Genomic DNA, 19,171 nt, shown 5'->3' on the forward strand with positions numbered 1-19,171 from the left:
CCGCCGTAGTCTTATCCGCTGTAGTCTTATCCCTCAAGCTCCGTCCATCGGGGCTTCACCTGCCCAGATCTCGCCCCTCGGATCCTCGCCCCTCGAAACCACGGGCGACTCATAGGCCCGCATGTCCGGCACCGGCCCGGTCCAGGGTTCGACATCGACCAGGGCCGACAAGGCGCTGGTGCCCTGCGAGAGTTGAGACGTGCCGATGTCCAGCGTCAGCACATTGGGGTTGCCGTGCCGCTCGACCGCCTCGCCCGGATCGAACCAGGCGCCGGTCGACATGACCAGCACGCCAGGGCTTACACCGATGTCCAGTACGGCGCCGGCCAGGCAGGCGCCCCGCGCATTGAACACACGAACCAGCATGCCATCCTTGATGCCGCGGCCGGCCGCGTCGTCCGGGTTGATACGCACGGGTTCGCGGTCCCGGATCTTGTGGCGACGGGATTGCGGCGCGGGGTCGAGCTGTGAATGCAGGCGGTCGGCCGGCTGGCTGGTGATCAGGTGCAAGGGCCATTGCCGCGCCGCCGGCGCGCCCAGCCACTCCGCCGGCGGCAGCCAGCATGGGTGCGGGGGGCAGTCTTCATAGCCGAAGCCGGCGACCTTTTCCGAATAGAGTTCGATGCGGCCGGAAGGCGTCTGTAGCGGATGCGCGGCCGGGTCCTGCCGGAAATCCTCGAACAGGATGAAATCGCGTTCGGTCCGTGGCAGTTCGAGATACCCCTGTTGCCAGAACTGGTCGAAGGACGGCGGTTCCGGCATGGCGATCGGGCCCTTGCGCCAGCGCTCGGCCATGCTGGCATAGACATGGCGTATCCAGGCCATCTCGTCGCGGCCTTCGGTGAAGGTGGCTTCGAAGCCGCCCATCGCCGCCAGTTCGCGATAGATGTCGAAGTCGTTGCGGCTTTCGCCCTGGGGCGGCAGGGCCTGGTGCATGGCGAAGACATAGCGGTCGCGCGTGGAGCCGCCGATGTCCCTGCGTTCGAGCGTGGTGGTGGCGGGCAGGACGATATCGGCGCGCTTGGCGGTCGGCGTCCACCAGCTTTCGTGCACGACGATGGTTTCGGGCTTGCGCCACGCGCGCGCCAGGCGGTTCAGGTCCTGGTGGTGATGGAAGGGATTGCCGCCCGCCCAGTAAACCAGGCGAACGTCCGGATAGATGCCGGTACGGCCGTTGAACTGGTATTCGGCGCCGGGCGCCAGCAGCATGTCGGCGATCCGGGCCACTGGAATGGCACGTGGCGCCGGATTGCGCAGTTCCGGCATGTCGGGTCCGGCGACGTCGGGGCGGGGGTTGGAGGCGCTGTTGATCGATCCCGTGCCGAAGGAGAAGCCGCCGCCCGGCAGGCCGATCTGCCCCAGCATGGCGGCCAGGGCGATGCTGGCCCAGTACGGCTGTTCGCCCCGATGGGCCCGTTGCAGCGACCAGGTGCAGTTGATCAGGGTCCGGCAGCCGGCCGCTGTCCGCGCCAGCGCGCGGATGGTGGCGGCCGGCACGCCGCAGATCGCTTGCGCCCAATCGGCGTCCTTGGGCTGGCCGTCGTGGTCGCCGCGCAGATAGGCGGCATAGGCGGCGTAACCTGTGCAGTGCGTGTGCAGGAAGGTCTCGTCGTGCCGGGACTCCGCCAGCAGGGTATGGGCCATGGCGATCATCATGGCCGCGTCCGTATTGGGGCGGATGGGTATCCAGTCCGCGTCCAGCCACGGCGGCACGTCGCCGCGAGTGGGCGAGACGATGACGAAGCGCGCGCCGCGTTCCGCCGTACGGCGCAACCAGTGTTCCGTGGTGTGGGCGCCGGCGCCCCCGGCGACCATCTGCGCATTCCGCAAGGGCATGCCGCCGAAGGCCACCAGCAGTTCGGTGTGGCGCGAAACGCTGTTCCAGTCGGTGACCCGTCCCGTCAGCGGTTTGTAGGTGCCGATGACATGGGGCAGCAGGAATTGCGCGGCCCCCCAGCTGTAATTGCCTGCCTGCTCGACGCAACCTCCGCCGGCATGGAGGAAGCGATGGGTCTGGGTGATCGCGCTGTGCACCCGTCCGGCCGAGGCCCAGCCATAGGATCCGCCGAATACGCCATGGGGGCCGTATTGGGCGCGCACGCGCTGGAGCTCCTCGTGCACCAGCCGCAATGCTCGCTCCCAGCTTATCTCCACATAGCGGTCGCTGCCCCGGCCGCTGGTGTCGCGGTTGCGCAGCCAGCCCTCGCGCACCGCCGGTCGCCGCACGCGCAGCGGGGAATGGACCATGGCGGGCATCGCGTGTATCAGGCTGGAGGGCGCCGGATCGTGCGGGAAAGGCTCGCAGGCGACCAGGCGGCCGTCCTGCACCAGCGCGGTATAGGCGCCCCAGTGCGACAGCGTTGGGTGGCGGGTGACAGGGGACATGCGGGCATTGTCGCCCAGATAGCCGCCGGCCATCCATCCGTTGGCCGGGAATTCCAATGGTCGTCGGGCCCGCGAGCAAAATTTTTCGTTGTGACGCAGCAACGAGAACGCGATTTTTATTTCAGGCGGTCACGCCATCGTCATCGTGCGATCCTTTTTCCCATCCCGAGGTTTAGCATAGGCACTGACCCGAACGGAGCGAACGGGCAAACGGATAGGCTTATTCATTATGTCGGCGGTAGTCTCTGAGTTGCCGTGCGTCCAGGCGCAAATGCCGGAGCACGATTCTTTGGACAGTGTCTTGCGACACTGGAATGGCACCGACGACCTCTGGGTTTTCGCTTACGGTTCGCTGATCTGGCGCCCGGGCTTTGCCTGGCAGGAGCGCCGCATCACCACCGTCAAGGGCTACCACCGGTCCCTCTGCCTGTGGTCCCATCACCACCGCGGTTCCCGTGAAACGCCCGGGCTGGTCTTCGGACTGGACCGCGGCGGCTGCTGCCGGGGCGTCGCTTTTCGCGTGGCCGCCGCCGACGTTCCGGTGGCCTTCGCCGCCCTCTGGGAGCGCGAAATGATAGACGGGGCCTACACGCCGCGCTGGCTGAACTGCCATGGCGATGCAGGCTGCGTCAGCGGACTGGTCTTCGTGCTCAATCGTGGCTGCGCCAACTACGCGGGCGAACTCACCGAGGAAAGCCGCATGGCTGCCATCCGGACCGCGGTCGGCCGGTCGGGCGCCTGCCTGGAATATGTCGTGGAGACCGACAAGGCGCTGCGCGCCAACGGCATCGAGGATTGCCGGCTGGGCGCCCTGGTGCGCCGCCTGGCCCCTGCCTGCTGATTCCGGTGCCCTGCCTGGAAATCAGAAGGACCACTTCCCGAACATGAACAATACGTTGCCGTTCCCGCTGCCGCCAGGAATATAGGTGGCGTAGAAGGTCGCCTTGTCGTAGCCGATCGAAGCCAGCGGCAGTACGCCAGGGAAGGGGATGTAGTGGAAGATGTCCGGGCGCGCCGTCAGGAAAACGGTGTACCCGATGCCGAAGCGCAGGTTGTTGCCGACGCGTCCGATGGACTGGTAGCCGTAGCCCGCGATGGGTTCCACGTGACCGTGCGAGTCGAGGAAGGCCATGCCGTACAGGCCATGCCAGTCGCCATCGGAGTCGTAGAGGCTGCGCCCGTAGCCGCCGCCCCAGGACTCTTCGCGAAAACTCTTGATCTTGTCGGCGGAATAGGCCGATCGATTGTGCCAGGCGTAGCCTGTGACATAGAGGTCGTCGTTGCCCGTGCTCCAGATCTGGTCCGCCCTGTTGCAGGCGAACTGGATCCAGCTTGGCATGCTGTCGCAGGCCTGGGCCGCTGCCGGCAGGGCGGTACCGGCCGTGGCCAGCGCCAGGGCGGCGACTTGAAGCCGCGCGCGATGAACGATTGTTTTCCTGGACAAGATCGAACCTCCTCTTGTATGTCATGCGGATGACAACGTTCCAGTTTGATGACTGGCGTGTGAGGAAATTGTCGAATCTGGCTAGACGAGCCCGTACTTTAGGGAAACTAATTGTTGAGGTGGCGGTTTCACAACAGAAAGACGGTGGCCAATCCCAGGAAGATGAAAAACCCGAGCGAGTCGGTGGCGAATGTCAGCAGCACCGACGACCCGATGGCCGGATCCTTCCCGAAGCGGGCCCGCAGCATGGGGACCAGCACGCCCACGGAGGCGCCCACCAGCATATTGCAGATCATCGCGGCCATCATGACAAGGGCGATGGAGACCGAATGCGAAATGCCCCAGGCGAAGCCGGCCGCCACCACGCTGCCGCACAGCCCGACGAGGAATGTCACCAGCAGCTCGCGCTTGACCAGCTGCCACAGGTTGCGCCCCGTGATGCGCCCGACCGCCAGGGCGCGGATGATCATGGTCATGGTCTGGTTGCCCGAGTTGCCGCCGATGCCGGCGACGATGGACATCAGGAAGGCCAGGATGACGATGTGGCTGACGGTGTCCTCGAACCGCGAGGCGACGAAGGAAGCGGTGGCGGCCGTGCAGAGGTTGAACAGCAGCCAGGGCGCGCGGTTGCGCAAGGCCATCCTGACCGGCGCGAAGATGTCTTCTTCCTGCAGGCCGGCGCGCGACAGGTCCTGCTCCTGCGAGTCCTCGCGGATCACGTCGACGACCTCGGCGATGGTGACACGGCCGATCAGGCGGCCCTGTTCGTCCACCACCGGGGCCGAGACCAGGTCGTAGCGTTCGAAGGCGCCGGCCGCATCGGCATCGGAGTCCAGCGGCGCCAACGACAGGTAGTCGGTGGTCATGACCTCGCGTACGTCGGTTTCCGGCTCGCTCACCAGCAGCGTGGACAAGGGCAGGATGCCTTGCAGCTTGTCCTGTCGGTCGACCACGAAGATCTGGTCGGTATGGTCGGGCAGTTCGTGCAGGCGGCGCAGGTAGCGCAGCACCACCTCCAGCGTCACGTCCTCGCGCACGCGGACCATTTCGAAGTCCATGATGGCGCCGACGCTATCTTCCGGGTAGCCCAGGGCCTCCAGCAATTGGGCGCGCTCTTCCTCCGTCAAGCCCTTCTGCACCTCGGCCACCACGTCGGGCGGCAGGTCTGGGGCGAGGTCGGCCAGCTCGTCGGCGTCCAGGTTGCCCGTGGCGGCGACCAGGTCCTGCCGGTCCATGGCCTCGATCAGCGATTCGCGGACCCAGTCCTCGACTTCCAGCAGGACGTCGGCATCGTGTTCGGGGCTGACCAGGCGCCAGACGTTCTGCCGCTCGTCCTTGGGCAGCGATTCCAGGATGAAGGCGATATCGGCCGGATGCAGGCCGTCGACCAGGGTCTTGAGCTCGGCTTCGTGCTGGCGCTGCACCAGTTGTTCGACCAGGCCTGCCTTGTCGTCGCCCTCCTCCTGGCGGTGGACGAGGTTGGCGACCACCTCCTGGCGGCGCAGCAGCTCATGCACCTCGGCCAGCGCATGCTGGGCGTCCTCGGGGTCGAGGCGCCGCGGCGCGGGACGGACGGGTGCTGGCTTGGTCGCGACGGTTTCCGTCATGCGTGGCGTCCGTCAGAGTGCGGGCAGGGGGCGGCTGCGACGGGCATCGTCGGTGGCGACGTAGACCAGGGTGGCCTCCGTGACCTTGACGACCTCGGCGTCCAGGCGCCGACGTTGTGCATAGACCTCGACGGAGACGGTCACCGAGGTGGTGCCGGTCTTGACGATTTCCGCATAGAAGCTGCAGACATCGCCCACGAATACGGGTTGCTTGAAGACGAAAGAGTTGACCGACACCGTGGCGACGCGCCCGGCGGCGCGCTGGGCGGCCGGGATGGAGCCGGCGATGTCCACCTGGGCCATGATCCATCCGCCGAATACGTCCCCGTGCACGTTGGCGTCAGCCGGCAAGGGCATGACGCGAAGAACCGGTTCGCGGTCCTTGGGCAGGGTATTCGAGTGTTGGGATTTGCTGGAAGTCATAAGGCCGGTTCCTGGCTGAGAACCGGCCGATTATGCAGGAAAAACGCGCTTGCGTTTGTGGCGGACAGGGACCTGCCGCCGGACGTCGCGCCCAGGCGTCAGGTTGCCAGCTTGACGATGGCGTAGCCGCCGAAAATCAGCCAGGCGTAGATGATCAGGCCCAGGGCCATGACCCGCGGGCCGGCCTTGCGGATCTGGCTGAAGCGGGTCTCGATGCCCAAGGCGGTCATGGCCATGGTCAGGGCGAAGATGTCCAGGCGCTTGGCCACGGTAATGACGGCGTCGGGCAGGATGTGCAGGGAGTTGACGATGGCCAGCGCCAGGAAGCCGATGGCGAACCAGGGGACCGGCAGCTTGGCGGCGGGCGCGCCGTCGGCGCTGGCGCGGCTGCCGCGCAGCCACAGGCCCAGGACCAGGAGCACCGGCACCAGCAGGGCCACGCGGGTCATCTTTACGATGGTGGCGACTTCGGTGGTCGCGGGGTCGATATTGCTGGCCGCGCCGACGACCTGGGCCACTTCGTGCACCGTGCCGCCGATATAGATGCCCAGCGCCTGGGTGTCGAAGTGCAGCCAGCCGGCGCGGTAGAAGACCGGATAGAGGAACATGGACAGCGTGCCGAACAGCACCACCGTGGCCACCGCCACCGCGCTCTTGTGCGGTTGCGCGCGCAGCGTCGGTTCGAAGGCCAGGACGGCGGCGGCGCCGCAGATGGCGCTGCCGGCCGAGGTCAGCATGGCCGTGTCGCGGTCCAGTCCCAGCAGGCGTTGGCCGATGACGGTGCCCAGGACCAGGGTGCCGACCACTACCGCCACCGATACCGCCAGGCCGGGCAGGCCGACGGCGGCGATCTGCTGGATGCTGATGTTCAGGCCGTAGAACGCCACCGCGATGCGCAGCAGCTTGCGGGCGGTGAAGTTGACGCCCACGCCCCAGTCCGCCGGCATGGTGCCGCGCAGGAAGTTGCCGTAGACCATGCCGCAGACGATGCCCACGACCAGGGGGGAGAAGCCCAGGCCGCGGATGGCGGGCAGGTCGGCCAGCTGGACGACGGCGGCGGCCATCAGGCCTACGAACAGCACCCCGTTGAGCTTGTCGCGCCAGGGGGAGGGGAGGGGAAGCGCGGTGGATGACATGGTTTCTATATAAATTAATAACTACGAGAAATATTAAAACGCTCATCGATATTTGAAAAATGGCATTATTGAATATGTAATATCAGTGTTTCCGATATCATGGACGGACTCCGATGTCTTGGTGGCGGTGCCGAGGCCCGTCGAGCGCGCCGGGGCCGCCCGGCGCAGCAGGCCGGCGCGGCAGCGCGCGCCCGGGGCTGCGCCCGGCGCAGCGGGGCGGCGCGGTAGCGCGCGGGGGCTGTGCCCGGCGCAGCGGGCTGGCACGGTAGCGCGCCGCGGCTGTGTCCGGCGCAGTGGGCTGGCGCGGTAGCGTGCCCGGGGCTGTGCCCGGTGCAGCGGGCTGGCACGGTAGCGCGGCGGGGCTGTGCCCGGCGCAGCGGGCTGGCGCGGTAGCGCGCGCCGGGGCTGTACCCGGCGCAGTGGGCTGGCACGGTAGCGCGGCGGGGCTATGCCCGGCGCAGCGGGCTGGCGCGGTAGCGCGCCGGGGCTGTGCCCGGCGCAGCGGGCTGGCGCGGTAGCGCGGCGGGGCCGTGCCCGGCGCAGTGGGCTGGCGCGGTAGCGCGGCGGGGCCGTGCCCGGCGCAGTGGGCTGGCGCGGTAGCGCGCCGGGGGCGGTGCGGCGCGGTATCGGCCGGGGCCGGGTATTACTGAATAAATAGCGGACGTCGTTTTCTGACCTGCTTATCGAGACGCACATGACGCCTGAACAGCTTTTGACCTTCGCCTACGTCGCGGACGCCGGCAACATCAGCCGGGCCGGCGAGCTGCTGCACCTGTCGCAGCCCGCGGTGTCGGGGCAATTGCGCGCCTTGCAGGAATGGTTCGGCGAACCGCTATACCGGCGCCGCGGCCACGGCGTGGTGCTGACCAGCGCCGGCGAGCGGCTGGCCGAGCAGGCCCGGCTCCTGCGCCAGGCCTATGGCCAGGCGCGCGCCGTTCGCGACGATTGGCGCAACGTTGCCTCGGGCACGCTGCGCCTGGGCGCCAGCACGACCCCCGCCAGCTACCTGCTGCCCGCCCTGGTCGCCGAATTTCGCCAGCGCTATCCGGCCGTGACCCTGCATCTCTCCGATGGCAATACCGCCCAGATCGTCCAACGGCTGCCCCTCCTGGACATGGCGTTCATCGAAGGCGAGGTGCCCGCCGGCCTGCCCGCCGATACCCAGGCCCACCCCTGGCGGCGGGACGAAGTGGTGGCCGTGGTGCGCGCCGACCATCCGCTGGGCGGCGGGCGCTCGGCCAGCCTGGCCCAACTGGCCCGCTATTCCCTGGTGATGCGGGAGCCAGGATCGGGCGTGCGACGCCTGGTGGAGCAGGCGTTCGCCCAAGCCGGCCTGGCGCCGGAAGTCGCGCTGGAGCTGGCGGGCGTGGAAGGTGTGAAGCAGGCGGTGCGGGCCGGACTGGGCGTGGGTTTCGTGTCGGCCATGTCCATGCGGCACGAGGACGGCTCCCTCAGCGCCCTGCGCATCGGCACTGGAGAAGGCACAGCAGAAAGCACCGGAGCAGGCACCGGAGTAGGCGCTGAAGGCCTCGCGCGCACCCTCAGCATCCTGCTGCCCCATGCGGGCGCCCCCGCCCGCGCCGCCGTGCTGTTCCTGGAACTGTGCCGGCGCGCGGCGGGCGTGGCGGTGGCCTGAGCGCCGGCAACCCGCTCAACGCGGCCGTTCCCGTCCCAGCCACTGCCGCGCCACTTCCACCCAATAACTTCCGCCCAGCGGCAACAGGTCGTCATTGAAGTCATAGCTGCCGTTATGCAGCATGCAGGGTCCCAGGCCGTGCCCGGCGTCGCGGTGTCCGCCATCGCCGTTGCCGATCCAGACATAGGCCCCAGGCTTGGCCTGCAGCATGAAGGCAAAGTCCTCCGCGCCCATGGTGGGCTGGACGTTGGCATTCACGTTCTCCGCGCCGACCAGTCCCCGCATGACCTCGGCGCAGAAGGCGGCATGCTCGGGATGGTTGATGGTTGGCGGGTAGTTGCGCGAAAAAATGAACTCGGCCCGGCAATCCATGGCGGCGCAGGTATGCTCGATGATCTCCCGCATGCGGCGTTCGATCATGTCCAGCGTTTCCAGGGTGAACGTGCGCACGGTCCCACGCATGACGGCCTCGGTGGGCACCACGTTGTCGGCGCTGCCGGTGTGTATCTGCGTGATGCTGAGCACCGCGGCTTCCAGCGGATTGCGGTTGCGCGTAATGATGGTCTGCAGCGACTGCGCCACCTGGACCGCGGTCATCACCGGGTCGATGCCCAGGTTCGGCATGCCCGCATGGGTACCCTTGCCGGTGATGTTGATGATGAATTCGTTGCTCGACGCCATGATGGGACCCGCGGTCAGGCCGAACGTCCCGACCTTCATGCCGGGCCAGTTGTGCATCCCGAACACCGCTTCCATGGGGAATTTTTCGAAAAGGCCCTCGGCGACCATGCGCTGGGCGCCGCCGCCGTTTTCCTCGGCCGGCTGGAAGATCACATAGACGGTGCCGTCGAAGTCGCGCCGCTCGGCCAGGTAGCGCGCCGCGGCAAGCAGCATGGCGGTGTGGCCGTCATGGCCGCAGGCGTGCATCTTGCCCGGGTTGCGGCTGGCGTGGTCGAAGGTGTTGGCTTCCTGCATGGGCAGCGCGTCCATGTCGGCCCGCAGCCCGACGGCGCGGCCATTGTCGACACGGCCCGTGATGGTGCCGACCACGCCGGTTCCCGCCAGGCCGCGATGGACAGGAATGCCCCAGGCTTCGAGCTGGGCGGCGACCACGTCTGCCGTGCGGTGTTCTTCGTATGCCAGTTCAGGGTGTGCGTGCAGGTCGCGGCGGATGGCGGCGATTTCGGCTTGCCAGTCGAGGATGGGTTCGAGCAGATTCATAAGACACCATAAGGGCGCGTGCCGGACGGTCGCGGCCGCGGGCGGTGCCGGCAGGCGCGCGCCGGTAAGGGAAGGCGATCTCGCCCGGGGGCCCGGATGCGCGGCGTGGCGGCCAGGCGAGGCGCGCAGGGCAGGACGATCGCGGATGTCTGAGCGTATCATCAAACCCAAAACATACTAAATGGAGACTAACACCATGCTCCGTCCATGGCTCAGCCACTATCCGCAAGGGGTGCCCGCGGATATTTCCGCCGACGGCTACGTGTCGCTGGTCGACCTGCTGGACCGCGCCTGCGACCGCTATGCCAGCCGCGTCGCCTGCACGGCGCTGGGGACGGACATCAGCTACGGACGATTGGACCGGCACGCGCGCCATTTCGCGGGATGGCTGCAATCGCTGGGTCTGGCGCCGGGCAGCCGGGTCGCCCTGATGATGCCCAACGTGCCCGCCTACCTGGCGTGCATGCTGGGCGTGCTGCGGGCCGGCCTGGTGGTGGTCAACGTCAATCCGCTCTACAAGCCCCCGGAACTGCGGCGGCAGCTGGAGGACAGCGGCGCCGAGGTCATCGTGGTGCTGGAGCGCTTCGCGCACGTCGTGCAGGAGGCCCGCGCGAAAAATGCGCCACGCCACGTGGTCGTGGTGGCGATCGGCGATTTGCTGGGGGGCGTGAAGGAGACGCTGGTCAACGTCGTGGCGCGCCACGTCAAGAAGGTGGTGCCGCCCTGGCGCATTCCCGACGCCCGCACGTTCGCGGCGGTGCTGCGCGCCGGGCAGCGCGCCGGCTTCACGCCGCCGGTGCTGTCGATGGACCACCTGGCCGTGCTGCAATATACGGGCGGCACCACCGGCGTTCCCAAGGGCGCGATGCTGACCCATCGCAACCTGGCCAGCAACATCCTGCAGACCGAGGCGGTGGCCTGGCCTGCCCTGCATGACATCGCCGGGCAGCTGACCATCATCAGCGCCTTGCCCCTTTATCACGTCTTCGCCATGACGGTATGCGGCCTCTACGGCATGCACGCGGGGATGCGCAACCTGCTGATACTCGACCCGCGCGACCAGCCGGCGCTGGTGCAAGCCTGGCGCCGCACGCCGGTGAATATCTTCCCGGGCGTCAATACGCTGTTCAACGCGCTGTCGCACAACCCGTCGTTCGCCGCCCTGGATTTCTCCGCCCTGCGGCTGACGTTCGGCGGCGGCATGGCCGTGCAGGGCGCGGTGGCGGAACGATGGATGAAGATGACGGGCCGGCCTGTGATCGAAGGCTACGGCCTGTCGGAGACCGCGCCGGTGGCCGCCGTCAATCCGACCGATTCCCTCGGCTACTCCGGCAGCATCGGCTTGCCGGTGCCCTCGACCGACATCGCCATCCTCGACGACGCTGGCCAGCCCCTGGGGTATGGCGAACGGGGCGAGGTCTGCATCCGCGGACCGCAGGTGATGCGGGGCTATTGGCGCCGGCCCGACGACACGCGGGCGGTCATGACCGAGGACGGTTTTTTCCGCACCGGCGACATCGGTGTCATGGACGAACAGGGCTACGTCCGCATCGTCGACCGCAAGAAGGACATGATCATCGTCTCCGGCTTCAAGGTCTATCCGAATGAGGTCGAAGACGCCATCGCCGCCCTGCCGGGCGTGCGGGAGGTGGCCGCCGTGGGCGTGGACGACGTCCATTCCGGCGAGGTGGTCAAGGCCTTCGTGGTGCGCGAGGACGCGGCGGTGACCGAGACCCAGGTGAAGGAGTGGTGCCGCGCGCGGCTGACCGGGTACAAGTGTCCGCGCACGGTGGAGTTTCGGGATGACCTGCCCAAGAGCAATGTCGGCAAGATCCTGCGCCGCGAATTACGGGAGCCGCGCGAGGAGCCGTAGGCGAGGTGGGCGCCGTCCGGCCATCGCGCCGGTTCAGCCTTTCTTGGCGGGCGGCGCCGTGATGTGGGGCGCCAGCATGCCCTTCAAGGCCTGGGCGATATGCGGATTGCCCGACACCACGTAGCCGCCTATGGGCCACGGGTCCACGCCGTACATGTCCTCGGCCACGCCGCCCGCTTCCCGCAGGATCAGCGTGCCGGCCGCCACGTCCCACGGCGCCAGGCCCATTTCCCAGTAGCCGTCGAAACGCCCGGCGGCTGTCCACGCCAGGTCCAGTGCCGCCGCGCCCAGCCGCCGCACGCCGCGCGTGTGGTTGATGGCATGGTGCAGCGTGGGCATGTATTGGTCGGCGAAGGAGAAGTCCCGGAAGGGGAAGCCGGTGGCCAGGACCGCGTCGTCCAGCGTTTGCGTGCGCGAGCAGTGGATGCGATGACCATTGAGCCAGGCGCCGATGCCGTAGACGGCGTTGAACAGCTCCTCGCGGCTGGGGTCGTAGATCGCGGCCACCACCGGCGTGTCCACGTCCACCGTGGTGCCGGCGGCGACCTGCGTGCCCGCATGGGCGATCAGCGCGATCGACACGGCATAGTGCGGGATGCCGTGCAGGAAGTTGGTGGTGCCGTCCAGGGGATCGATATACCAGGTCGCGCGGCCGGCCACCTTGCCGCCGGTTTCCTCGGCGACGATGCCGAATTGCGGCGTGCGCTCGCGCAGTTCCTGGATGACCGCCTCCTCGGCCTCGCGATCTGCTTGCGAGACCAGGTCGTTGCGGGCCTTGCGGTCGATCACGAGATCGGCGCGGTGATGCGAATACGATTGCAGGATGGCGGCGCCGGCGTGGGCCGCCGTCACCGCGGCATCCAGCGCCGCGCCCAGGTCGAGAGGTGCTTCCGTCGACGGAGTCTGGCTGGTATTAGGCATGCGGTGTGACCTTTGTTCGTAGGGGGCAGTGTGCCGGTATTTATCCCGCGTACAAGCGCCGCGGTGTTCTGTGCGCCGGATCCTCCAGAGGGTGTAATCTGCCGGCCACATCACCTCCGATTCTACGCTTTCGAGTTCAACGCAATAGGCATGCCGCGTATTGCGAGGTCAACCAACCGATGTCTTCGTTGTTTTCCTACCAGCCGCTGATCCCCGCCGAGCCCGCCACCGACGCGCGCGGCCTCCCGTATAGCGAACGCTATGGCGATGTCTACCATTCGCCGCACGGGCCGTGGGGGCAGATCGATTACGTGTTCCTGCGCGGCAACGGCCTGCCTGGCCGTTGGCGGGGGCGAGACGCTTACACCGTCTGCGAGACCGGTTTCGGCCTGGGCCTGAATTTCCTCGGCCTGTGGCGGGCATGGCGCGCGGATCCCGCGCGCTCGCGCCGTTTGCACATGGTGTCGTTCGAGGCCCATCCCTGGCGGCGCGACGATCTGGAGCGCCAGCTGCGCGCGCACGCCGGCGCTGACGACACGCGGCCGCTGGCCGATGCGCTGCTGCGGCAATGGCCGCCCTTGCTGCCTGGCGTGCATCGACTGGATTTCGAGCAGGGAAACGTGACGCTGACCCTGGTGTTCGGCGATGCGGCGGCCTGCGTGCCCCGCATGCGCTTCGGTGCGGACGCGTTCTTCCTCGACGGTTTCGCGCCCGCGCGCAATCCCGCCATGTGGACCCCCGCGCTGCTGCAGGCTTTGGCGGCCCATGCCTTGCCCGGCGCGACCGCCGCTACCTGGTGCAGCGCGGGCGCGGTGCGTCGCGCCTTGCGGGAGGCGGGATTCGAGGTAACCCGGGAGGCGGGGTTCGGCGGCAAGACGCATATGGTGACGGCGCGCTGGACCGGCGGGGGAGAAGGCGATGCCCCGCGGGCGCCGGCGCCGACCGGCCATGTGCTTGTGGTAGGCGCGGGCCTGGCCGGCGCTGGCGTCGCGCACGCGCTGGCGCTGCGCGGTGTCGCCGTGACGGTGGTCGATGCGTCGCATGGGGCCCTGACGCCGCATGGCGGCCATGTGGCGGCGGCATTGACGCCCTTGGTCTCGCGCGACGACAACACCCGCGCGCGGCTGTCGCGCGCCGGCAGCCAGCGCGCCCTGGCTCGGTGGCTGGACCTGCCTGCGCCGGCCGTGCCCTTGCGCTGCGGCACCCTGCAGTTGACGCGCGATCGCGGACGCGGCACCGGACCCGCCACCGGACGCGGCACGTCAACGGACAGGGATGCGGACGTAGACGCGCATGCCGCCAACGTGGCGATGCTGGCGGCCTTGGGTTTTCCTTCGGAATGGGTGCGCGCCGTCGACGCCGCGGAGGCCGCGCGGCTTGCCGGCCTGCCGGTCTCGCGCGGCGGGCTGTATTTCGGCGATGGCCTGCTGGTGCAACCGCAAGCGCTGATCGATGCGTTGATGGACATGCCCGGCATCGGCCGGACCTTCGCGCGCGTCCTGCGTCTGCGGCCAGGGGCGGGCGGGTGGATAGCCGAGACCGATGGCGGGGCCTTGCCGGCGGCTTCGGGCGTGGTCCTGGCCAACGCCGCTGGCACGCCGGCCCTGTTGGCCGCCAGCGGTTTGCTGGAACGCCTGCCTCGCCTGGCCCGGATGCACGCGCTGGCGGGCGAGGTAGCCAGCATCGAGGCGGCCCGCCTGGAGGGCGGCCCGCGCTGCATCGTCGGCGGGGAAGGATATCTGCTGCCCGCGGTAGCGGGCGCCTGCGTCGCGGGTAGCACTTACGTCCATGGCGCGGCGACAGCCGAAATCACGGCGGCGGGGCAGGAAGTCTGCCTGTCCAAGGCGGCCTCCTTGCTGGGCGGCGCGCCGGCGGCCGCGCTATCGGCGCTGGCGTCCTCATTGCGTGCGGATGCGGCCAAGGCAGCGCCTCTGCCCGGATGGGCGGGCTGGCGGGCCGTCCTGCCCGGGCGCCTCCCGGCCGTCGGACCCGTCCCGGACGCGCCGGGCCTGTTCCTGGCGACAGGCTATGCCTCCCGGGGACTGAGCTGGAGCGCGCTGGCCGGCGACGTCGTGGCGGCCCTGGTCTGCGGTGAGCCTGTGCCGCTGGAGTCGGACCTCCTGGCCGAGATCGAGCCCCGCTAAGAGGACACACTACGGATGCGTTGTTGATAGTTAAATGAAATTGGCGGCTTTTGCCTGCCAATTTGCCTGCGATTTCGCTTCCTGTTTGCGTCGCGCCATTCACCGCCCGCGCAAAATAAGTGCCCGCTTTCCCTGTCAGGCGCATACTTACGCGCGCCTGTCGGGCCCTTCATACGGCCCCAAAAAGTGAGCCGAGTTTATTTCAGCGGATAAATCCGTCAAAATAGCGCCTTTTGGTGCTTTTTTGGCTTCAGCGGGGGATGCTCTGTGCCGTCCAAGTACGACTTTGCCCACACTAACCAACTCGAGACGGTCGAGTTGCTGACTGCCCGCCCCAGCCGTATCGATTTCGACGCGGGCGACGGTCTGCGCCTGGTGGTCGAGGCGCATGCGCCTGGTGTATTCCGCCTGCGTTTCGGCTACGCCCATCAATTTGCCGATGACAAACTGACGCCACGCGCACGCGCGGTCGCGGAAATGTTACTGGCGCGCCAGGAGGCGGTGGGCGAAGCCACCGTCGCGCCCTTGGGCGACGCTGCGGGCTGGCGCATTGCGCAGGGCGATACGGCGCTCGAGGTGCATAACGACCCGGTCCGGGTGACGCTGTTCAAGGGCGAGCAGCGCGTTCTTGAGTCGGCGCTCAACGAACATACGCCCGGTTTCGGCTACAACGCGCTGGACGAGGCCAACGAGGCGGTCTGGACCGCCGGTTTCGCGTTGGGCGCCCAGGACCGCGTCTATGGCCTGGGAGAAACCCCGGGCGACCTCGACCGGCGTGGCGAGGACGTCGTTTCCGACGATCCCGAGCATCGCGCCCTGCCGCTGGCGTGGAGTCCGGCGGGGTGGGGCGTCTACGTCAATACCATACGCCGCGTGCAGCATGCCCCGGGCGTGGCGCCGGCCGACGACGCATACATCGTGACGGTCGACGATACCGTCCTGGACCTGTTCCTGTTCGCCGGCGAACCTGGCGAAGTGCTCAATCAATACACCGCGTTGACCGGACGGGCCGGCCAGCCCGTGCTGTGGGCGATGGGGGTCTGGCTGCGCCAGGCCGACGGCGAGATGCCGACGCAGACCGCCGCCCTGATCGAACGCCTTCGCGAGCAGCAACTGCCGCTGGACGCGGTGGCGCTGGCGCAACCGGCGGCCTGGTCTTTCCAGGCCGACAAGCCGCTGCTGGAATGGGACGCGACGCGGTTCCCCGATGCCAAGCAGATGCTCGCGTTGTTCCACAAGCACAATGTGCATGTCTGCGCGTCCGGCTTCCCGGGCGTCCTCTTGCACACGCCGCTGTTCGAGGAACTGGAGGATCGCGGCTGGCTGCTGCTCAAGGACGAAGGCGGCGCCCAGGTTTTCGACGGCACGCCGGCGTCGGGCGGCAAGCCTTTCGGCCTGCTGGACCTGACCCATCGCGACGCCTATTCGCTATGGGTGGAGCGTCATCGCCAACTGATCGAGGATGGCCTTGATGCGCCGGCGGGCGATGCCCAGCCGGACATTCCCGATAACGTGACCGCGCGCGGCGGCGAGTCGGGGCCGGCCCTGCGGACCATCTACCCGCTGTTGGCGCGGCGTGCGCTGTATGACGCCGTGGCTGGCCTCAAGGTGCCGCCCGAGGGCGTGGCGCCTGGTGCCGACCTGTTCCCGGGCGCGCAGCGCCTGCCGTGGCAGACGGGGCCCGCGGTCAGCAACGATTGGGACGGGTTGCAGCACAGCCTGCGCACGGCCCTGTCCATCGGCGCCAGCGGCATTCCGGTGCAGATGCACAACGTGGGTTCCGCCACCGCGCCGCACGAGGCCATGACGCCGGAACTCTACTTGCGTTGGTTGACGTTCGGGGTGTTCTCCGCCAATTTCTGTCTGGAAGGCGTGGACCGCCTGCTGCCCTGGGCCTTCGGCGAGGAAACGCTGGCGCATGCCCGGACCTGGCTGCAATGGCGCTACCGCCTGGTGCCTTATGTCCTGGGCGCCATCGAGGACGCCGCCCGTACCGGCCTGCCCGTGCAGCGCTCGATGGCGATGTCCTTCCCCAACGACCCGCAAGCGCATGACTGGGACCTGCAGTACCTGCTGGGACCGGCCCTGCTGGTGGCGCCCATCGTACGACCGGGCCAGCAGGTGCAGGTTTATTTGCCCAAGGGCGAAGCCTGGTGGGATCTGAATACCGGCCATCGTTACGAAGGCGGCAGTGTCTGGACCGTCGAATGCGGCCTGGGCCAATATCCGGTGTTCGGACGTGAAGGCCATATGCTGTGCCTGGGACCCGCCGCCCAGCATACGGGCGAATTCAATTCGGCCCGTATCCTGGACGAGGTCTGGATGTTCGGCATGCCCGTGCACAACCCCGTGGTGATGCGCAACAAGATCCGTGTCATGCAGATGCAGGGATCCAGCTACATCAAGGGCCTGGAAGGCCTGCGCATCCTTCCCTCCGAAGGGCTGGAAGTCAAGCGCCGCGGCGCCGAAGTCCGTATTTCGCGCGCACGCTGACGTCATTTCACGCCGCGCCATGGTTCCTTCCCGCGAAGGGCCATGGCGTTTTCTTTTGCTTCGCCTCTATATAATTGAAAGTAATAAAAAATAGCAGAAACAGTCGTTCTATGTAGAACGGCCATCGTCCAGAATGTCGCGTCATGATTCATATCGAAAATCTCCATAAAACCTATGCCACGCCGCATGGCCGCTTCGAGGCCCTGCGCGGCATCAGCCTGGACATTGCCCAAGGCGAGGTTTTTGGAATCATCGGCCCCAGCGGGGCCGGCAAGAGCACCTTGGTCCAATGCATCAATTTGCTGGAGCGGCCGGACGAAGGCACGATCTCGATCGGCGGCCAGGCGCTGACCGGACTTTCCGAAGTGCAGTTGCGCCAGCAGCGCCGCCGTATCGGGATGGTGTTCCAGGGATTCAACCTGCTGGCGCGGCGCACGGTCTATGGCAACGTGGCCTTGCCGCTGGAAATCGCCGGCGTCGCCAAGGCCGAGATCCCGGCCCGTGTCGAGCGCTTGTTGGCGCTGGTCGGTCTGGAGCACTTGCGCGACCGTTATCCCAGCCAGATCAGCGGCGGGCAGAAGCAGCGGGTCGGCATTGCGCGGGCGCTGGCCAACGCGCCGGACGTCTTGCTCAGCGACGAGGCAACATCGGCGCTGGACCCGGAAACCACGCATAACATCCTGGCCCTATTGCGCGACATCAACCGCAAGACCGGCATCACCGTGGTGATGATCACCCACCAGATGGAAGTGGTGCGCGAGGTCTGCGACCGCGTGGCCGTGCTGTCGCAGGGGCAGATCATCGAAATGGGGCGCACGCTGGACGTGTTCGCCGCGCCGCGTCACGACGTGACGCGCGCCATGGTGTCGGCCGCTACCGCGGCCGACCTGAGCGACGCCAGCCTGCAGGCCGTGCGCCAGCGCATGAAGGACGCCCTGGCGCGCAAGCCTGACGCCCCGGTGCAGTTGCTGCGCCTGTCGCTCAGCGGTGCGGACGATGGCGGCGCGCTGCTGTCGCAACTGTCGCGCCAGTTCGACCTGGACCTGCATATCGTTCAAGCGCGGGTCGATGACGTACAGGGCGTCGCCGTCGGCACCCTCTTCATCCTGGCGCAAGGCCTGCCGGCGGCCTTGAAGCAAGTCGTGGCGACGCTGGCCGCGCGTGAAATCACCGTACAAGAAATTGCCCATGAGTCCGCAACTGATCGATCTTCTGCTTTCCTCGCTGCTTGAGACCCTCCTGATGGTGGGCGTCTCCAGCGGTTTCGCCGTGCTGCTGGGCGTGCCGCTGGGCGTCGCGCTGATCGTCACCGGGCGCGACGCCATGCTGCAGAACCTGCCGGTCAACCGCGTGCTGGCGGTGATCGTCAATGCCACGCGCTCGGTGCCTTTCGTCATCCTGATGGTGGCCATCATCCCGTTCACGCGCTGGGTCGCGCAGACGTCCATCGGCACCACGGCCGCCATCGTGCCCTTGTCGGTCGCCGCCATTCCGTTCATGGCCCGCATCGCCGAAAACGCCATGCGTGAGGTGGATCCGGGCCTGATCACCGCCGCGCGCGCGATGGGCGCCTCGCCCTTGCAGATCATTTTGAAGGTCTTGCTGCCGGAGGCCCTGCCTGGCCTGGTCGCGGCCACCATCGTCACCGTGGTCAGCCTGATCGGTTATTCCGCCATGGCTGGCGCCATCGGCGGCGGCGGGCTGGGCGACATGGGCATCCGCTACGGTTACCAGCGCTTCCTGCCGGAAGTCATGCTGGCCGTGGTCGTGGTGCTGGTGCTGCTGGTCCAGGTCATCCAGAGTTTCGGCGATTGGCTGGTTCGGCGCATGTCCCATCGCTGACCCAGCGGAATATTCAGGGAAGCCGCCCGTGATCCGGGAGCGACGG

General features: G+C 67.7%; 14 protein-coding genes. 7 read left to right on the forward strand and 7 right to left on the reverse strand.

What is annotated here, in order from left to right; all coding sequences use genetic code 11:
* Nucleotides 1–33: 33 nt before the first annotated feature.
* On the reverse strand, nucleotides 34–2,385 hold the full coding sequence (locus tag C7R54_RS14215; RefSeq protein WP_129151110.1) for a molybdopterin-dependent oxidoreductase: 2,352 nt from the start codon (nucleotides 2,383–2,385) through the stop codon (nucleotides 34–36).
* A gap of 271 nt (nucleotides 2,386–2,656) precedes the next feature.
* Here C7R54_RS14215 and C7R54_RS14220 point away from each other — a divergent pair, with 271 nt between their 5' ends.
* Nucleotides 2,657–3,226: a gamma-glutamylcyclotransferase gene (locus C7R54_RS14220; RefSeq protein ID WP_240039526.1), complete on the forward strand. Its 570-nt coding sequence runs from the start codon at nucleotides 2,657–2,659 to the stop codon at nucleotides 3,224–3,226.
* Nucleotides 3,227–3,247: 21 nt separating this feature from the next.
* Here C7R54_RS14220 and pagP read toward each other — a convergent pair whose 3' ends face one another.
* The 4 genes from pagP to C7R54_RS14240 form a co-directional block, all read right to left on the reverse strand.
* Nucleotides 3,248–3,781 carry a lipid IV(A) palmitoyltransferase PagP gene (gene pagP / locus C7R54_RS14225; protein ID WP_129151555.1) on the reverse strand — a complete coding sequence of 178 codons (534 nt, stop codon included), beginning with the start codon at nucleotides 3,779–3,781 and terminating at the stop codon, nucleotides 3,248–3,250.
* Between the two features lie 176 nt (nucleotides 3,782–3,957).
* Nucleotides 3,958–5,436 carry a magnesium transporter gene (mgtE, locus tag C7R54_RS14230; protein WP_129151112.1) on the reverse strand — a complete coding sequence of 493 codons (1,479 nt, stop codon included), beginning with the start codon at nucleotides 5,434–5,436 and terminating at the stop codon, nucleotides 3,958–3,960.
* Nucleotides 5,437–5,448: 12 nt separating this feature from the next.
* Entirely contained in the window at nucleotides 5,449–5,859 is a 411-nt protein-coding gene (locus tag C7R54_RS14235; RefSeq protein ID WP_129151113.1) for an acyl-CoA thioesterase, read from the reverse strand.
* 98 nt (nucleotides 5,860–5,957) lie between these two features.
* Entirely contained in the window at nucleotides 5,958–6,995 is a 1,038-nt protein-coding gene (locus C7R54_RS14240) for a YeiH family protein (protein ID WP_129151114.1), read from the reverse strand.
* A 694-nt stretch (nucleotides 6,996–7,689) separates the two neighbouring features.
* On the opposite strand from C7R54_RS14240, the gene C7R54_RS14245 reads away from it, so the two are divergent.
* Nucleotides 7,690–8,631 (forward strand): LysR family transcriptional regulator, encoded by a 942-nt coding sequence (locus C7R54_RS14245; protein ID WP_129151115.1) that lies wholly within the window; start codon nucleotides 7,690–7,692, stop codon nucleotides 8,629–8,631.
* A gap of 15 nt (nucleotides 8,632–8,646) precedes the next feature.
* On the opposite strand, the gene C7R54_RS14250 is transcribed toward C7R54_RS14245, so the two are convergent.
* Complete coding sequence (locus C7R54_RS14250) at nucleotides 8,647–9,852, reverse strand: M20 aminoacylase family protein (protein ID WP_129151116.1); 1,206 nt, start codon at nucleotides 9,850–9,852, stop codon at nucleotides 8,647–8,649.
* A 196-nt stretch (nucleotides 9,853–10,048) separates the two neighbouring features.
* On the opposite strand from C7R54_RS14250, the gene C7R54_RS14255 reads away from it, so the two are divergent.
* Nucleotides 10,049–11,725: an AMP-binding protein gene (locus C7R54_RS14255; protein ID WP_129151117.1), complete on the forward strand. Its 1,677-nt coding sequence runs from the start codon at nucleotides 10,049–10,051 to the stop codon at nucleotides 11,723–11,725.
* Nucleotides 11,726–11,758: 33 nt separating this feature from the next.
* Here the strand turns inward: C7R54_RS14255 and C7R54_RS14260 are convergent, their stop codons facing one another.
* Complete coding sequence (locus tag C7R54_RS14260; protein ID WP_129151118.1) at nucleotides 11,759–12,646, reverse strand: inositol monophosphatase family protein; 888 nt, start codon at nucleotides 12,644–12,646, stop codon at nucleotides 11,759–11,761.
* Nucleotides 12,647–12,825: 179 nt separating this feature from the next.
* Here C7R54_RS14260 and mnmC point away from each other — a divergent pair, with 179 nt between their 5' ends.
* From mnmC to C7R54_RS14280, 4 genes are all read left to right on the forward strand, one after another.
* Nucleotides 12,826–14,790, forward strand: a complete 1,965-nt coding sequence (mnmC, locus tag C7R54_RS14265; protein ID WP_129151119.1) for a bifunctional tRNA (5-methylaminomethyl-2-thiouridine)(34)-methyltransferase MnmC2/FAD-dependent 5-carboxymethylaminomethyl-2-thiouridine(34) oxidoreductase MnmC1 — start codon at nucleotides 12,826–12,828, stop codon at nucleotides 14,788–14,790.
* A 267-nt stretch (nucleotides 14,791–15,057) separates the two neighbouring features.
* Entirely contained in the window at nucleotides 15,058–17,283 is a 2,226-nt protein-coding gene (locus C7R54_RS14270) for a glycoside hydrolase family 31 protein (protein WP_129151120.1), read from the forward strand.
* A gap of 143 nt (nucleotides 17,284–17,426) precedes the next feature.
* Nucleotides 17,427–18,515 (forward strand): methionine ABC transporter ATP-binding protein, encoded by a 1,089-nt coding sequence (locus tag C7R54_RS14275; protein WP_129151121.1) that lies wholly within the window; start codon nucleotides 17,427–17,429, stop codon nucleotides 18,513–18,515.
* Entirely contained in the window at nucleotides 18,472–19,125 is a 654-nt protein-coding gene (locus tag C7R54_RS14280) for a methionine ABC transporter permease (RefSeq protein ID WP_129151122.1), read from the forward strand. The genes C7R54_RS14275 and C7R54_RS14280 overlap by 44 nt, the downstream gene beginning before the upstream one ends.
* Nucleotides 19,126–19,171 lie beyond the last annotated feature (46 nt).

The sequence above is a fragment of the Achromobacter aloeverae genome, from assembly GCF_004121055.1.
Taxonomy (GTDB): domain Bacteria; phylum Pseudomonadota; class Gammaproteobacteria; order Burkholderiales; family Burkholderiaceae_B; genus Bordetella_C; species Bordetella_C aloeverae.

Coding starts and splice junctions, on each gene's coding strand:
- C7R54_RS14215 (WP_129151110.1), bottom strand. CDS start 2,385: ATGTCCCCTGTCACCCGCCACCCAACGCTGTCGCACTGGGGCGCCTAT.
- C7R54_RS14220 (WP_240039526.1), top strand. CDS start 2,657: ATGCCGGAGCACGATTCTTTGGACAGTGTCTTGCGACACTGGAATGGC.
- mgtE (WP_129151112.1), bottom strand. CDS start 5,436: ATGACGGAAACCGTCGCGACCAAGCCAGCACCCGTCCGTCCCGCGCCG.
- C7R54_RS14235 (WP_129151113.1), bottom strand. CDS start 5,859: ATGACTTCCAGCAAATCCCAACACTCGAATACCCTGCCCAAGGACCGC.
- C7R54_RS14240 (WP_129151114.1), bottom strand. CDS start 6,995: ATGTCATCCACCGCGCTTCCCCTCCCCTCCCCCTGGCGCGACAAGCTC.
- C7R54_RS14245 (WP_129151115.1), top strand. CDS start 7,690: ATGACGCCTGAACAGCTTTTGACCTTCGCCTACGTCGCGGACGCCGGC.
- C7R54_RS14250 (WP_129151116.1), bottom strand. CDS start 9,852: ATGAATCTGCTCGAACCCATCCTCGACTGGCAAGCCGAAATCGCCGCC.
- C7R54_RS14255 (WP_129151117.1), top strand. CDS start 10,049: ATGCTCCGTCCATGGCTCAGCCACTATCCGCAAGGGGTGCCCGCGGAT.
- C7R54_RS14260 (WP_129151118.1), bottom strand. CDS start 12,646: ATGCCTAATACCAGCCAGACTCCGTCGACGGAAGCACCTCTCGACCTG.
- mnmC (WP_129151119.1), top strand. CDS start 12,826: ATGTCTTCGTTGTTTTCCTACCAGCCGCTGATCCCCGCCGAGCCCGCC.
- C7R54_RS14275 (WP_129151121.1), top strand. CDS start 17,427: ATGATTCATATCGAAAATCTCCATAAAACCTATGCCACGCCGCATGGC.
- C7R54_RS14280 (WP_129151122.1), top strand. CDS start 18,472: ATGAGTCCGCAACTGATCGATCTTCTGCTTTCCTCGCTGCTTGAGACC.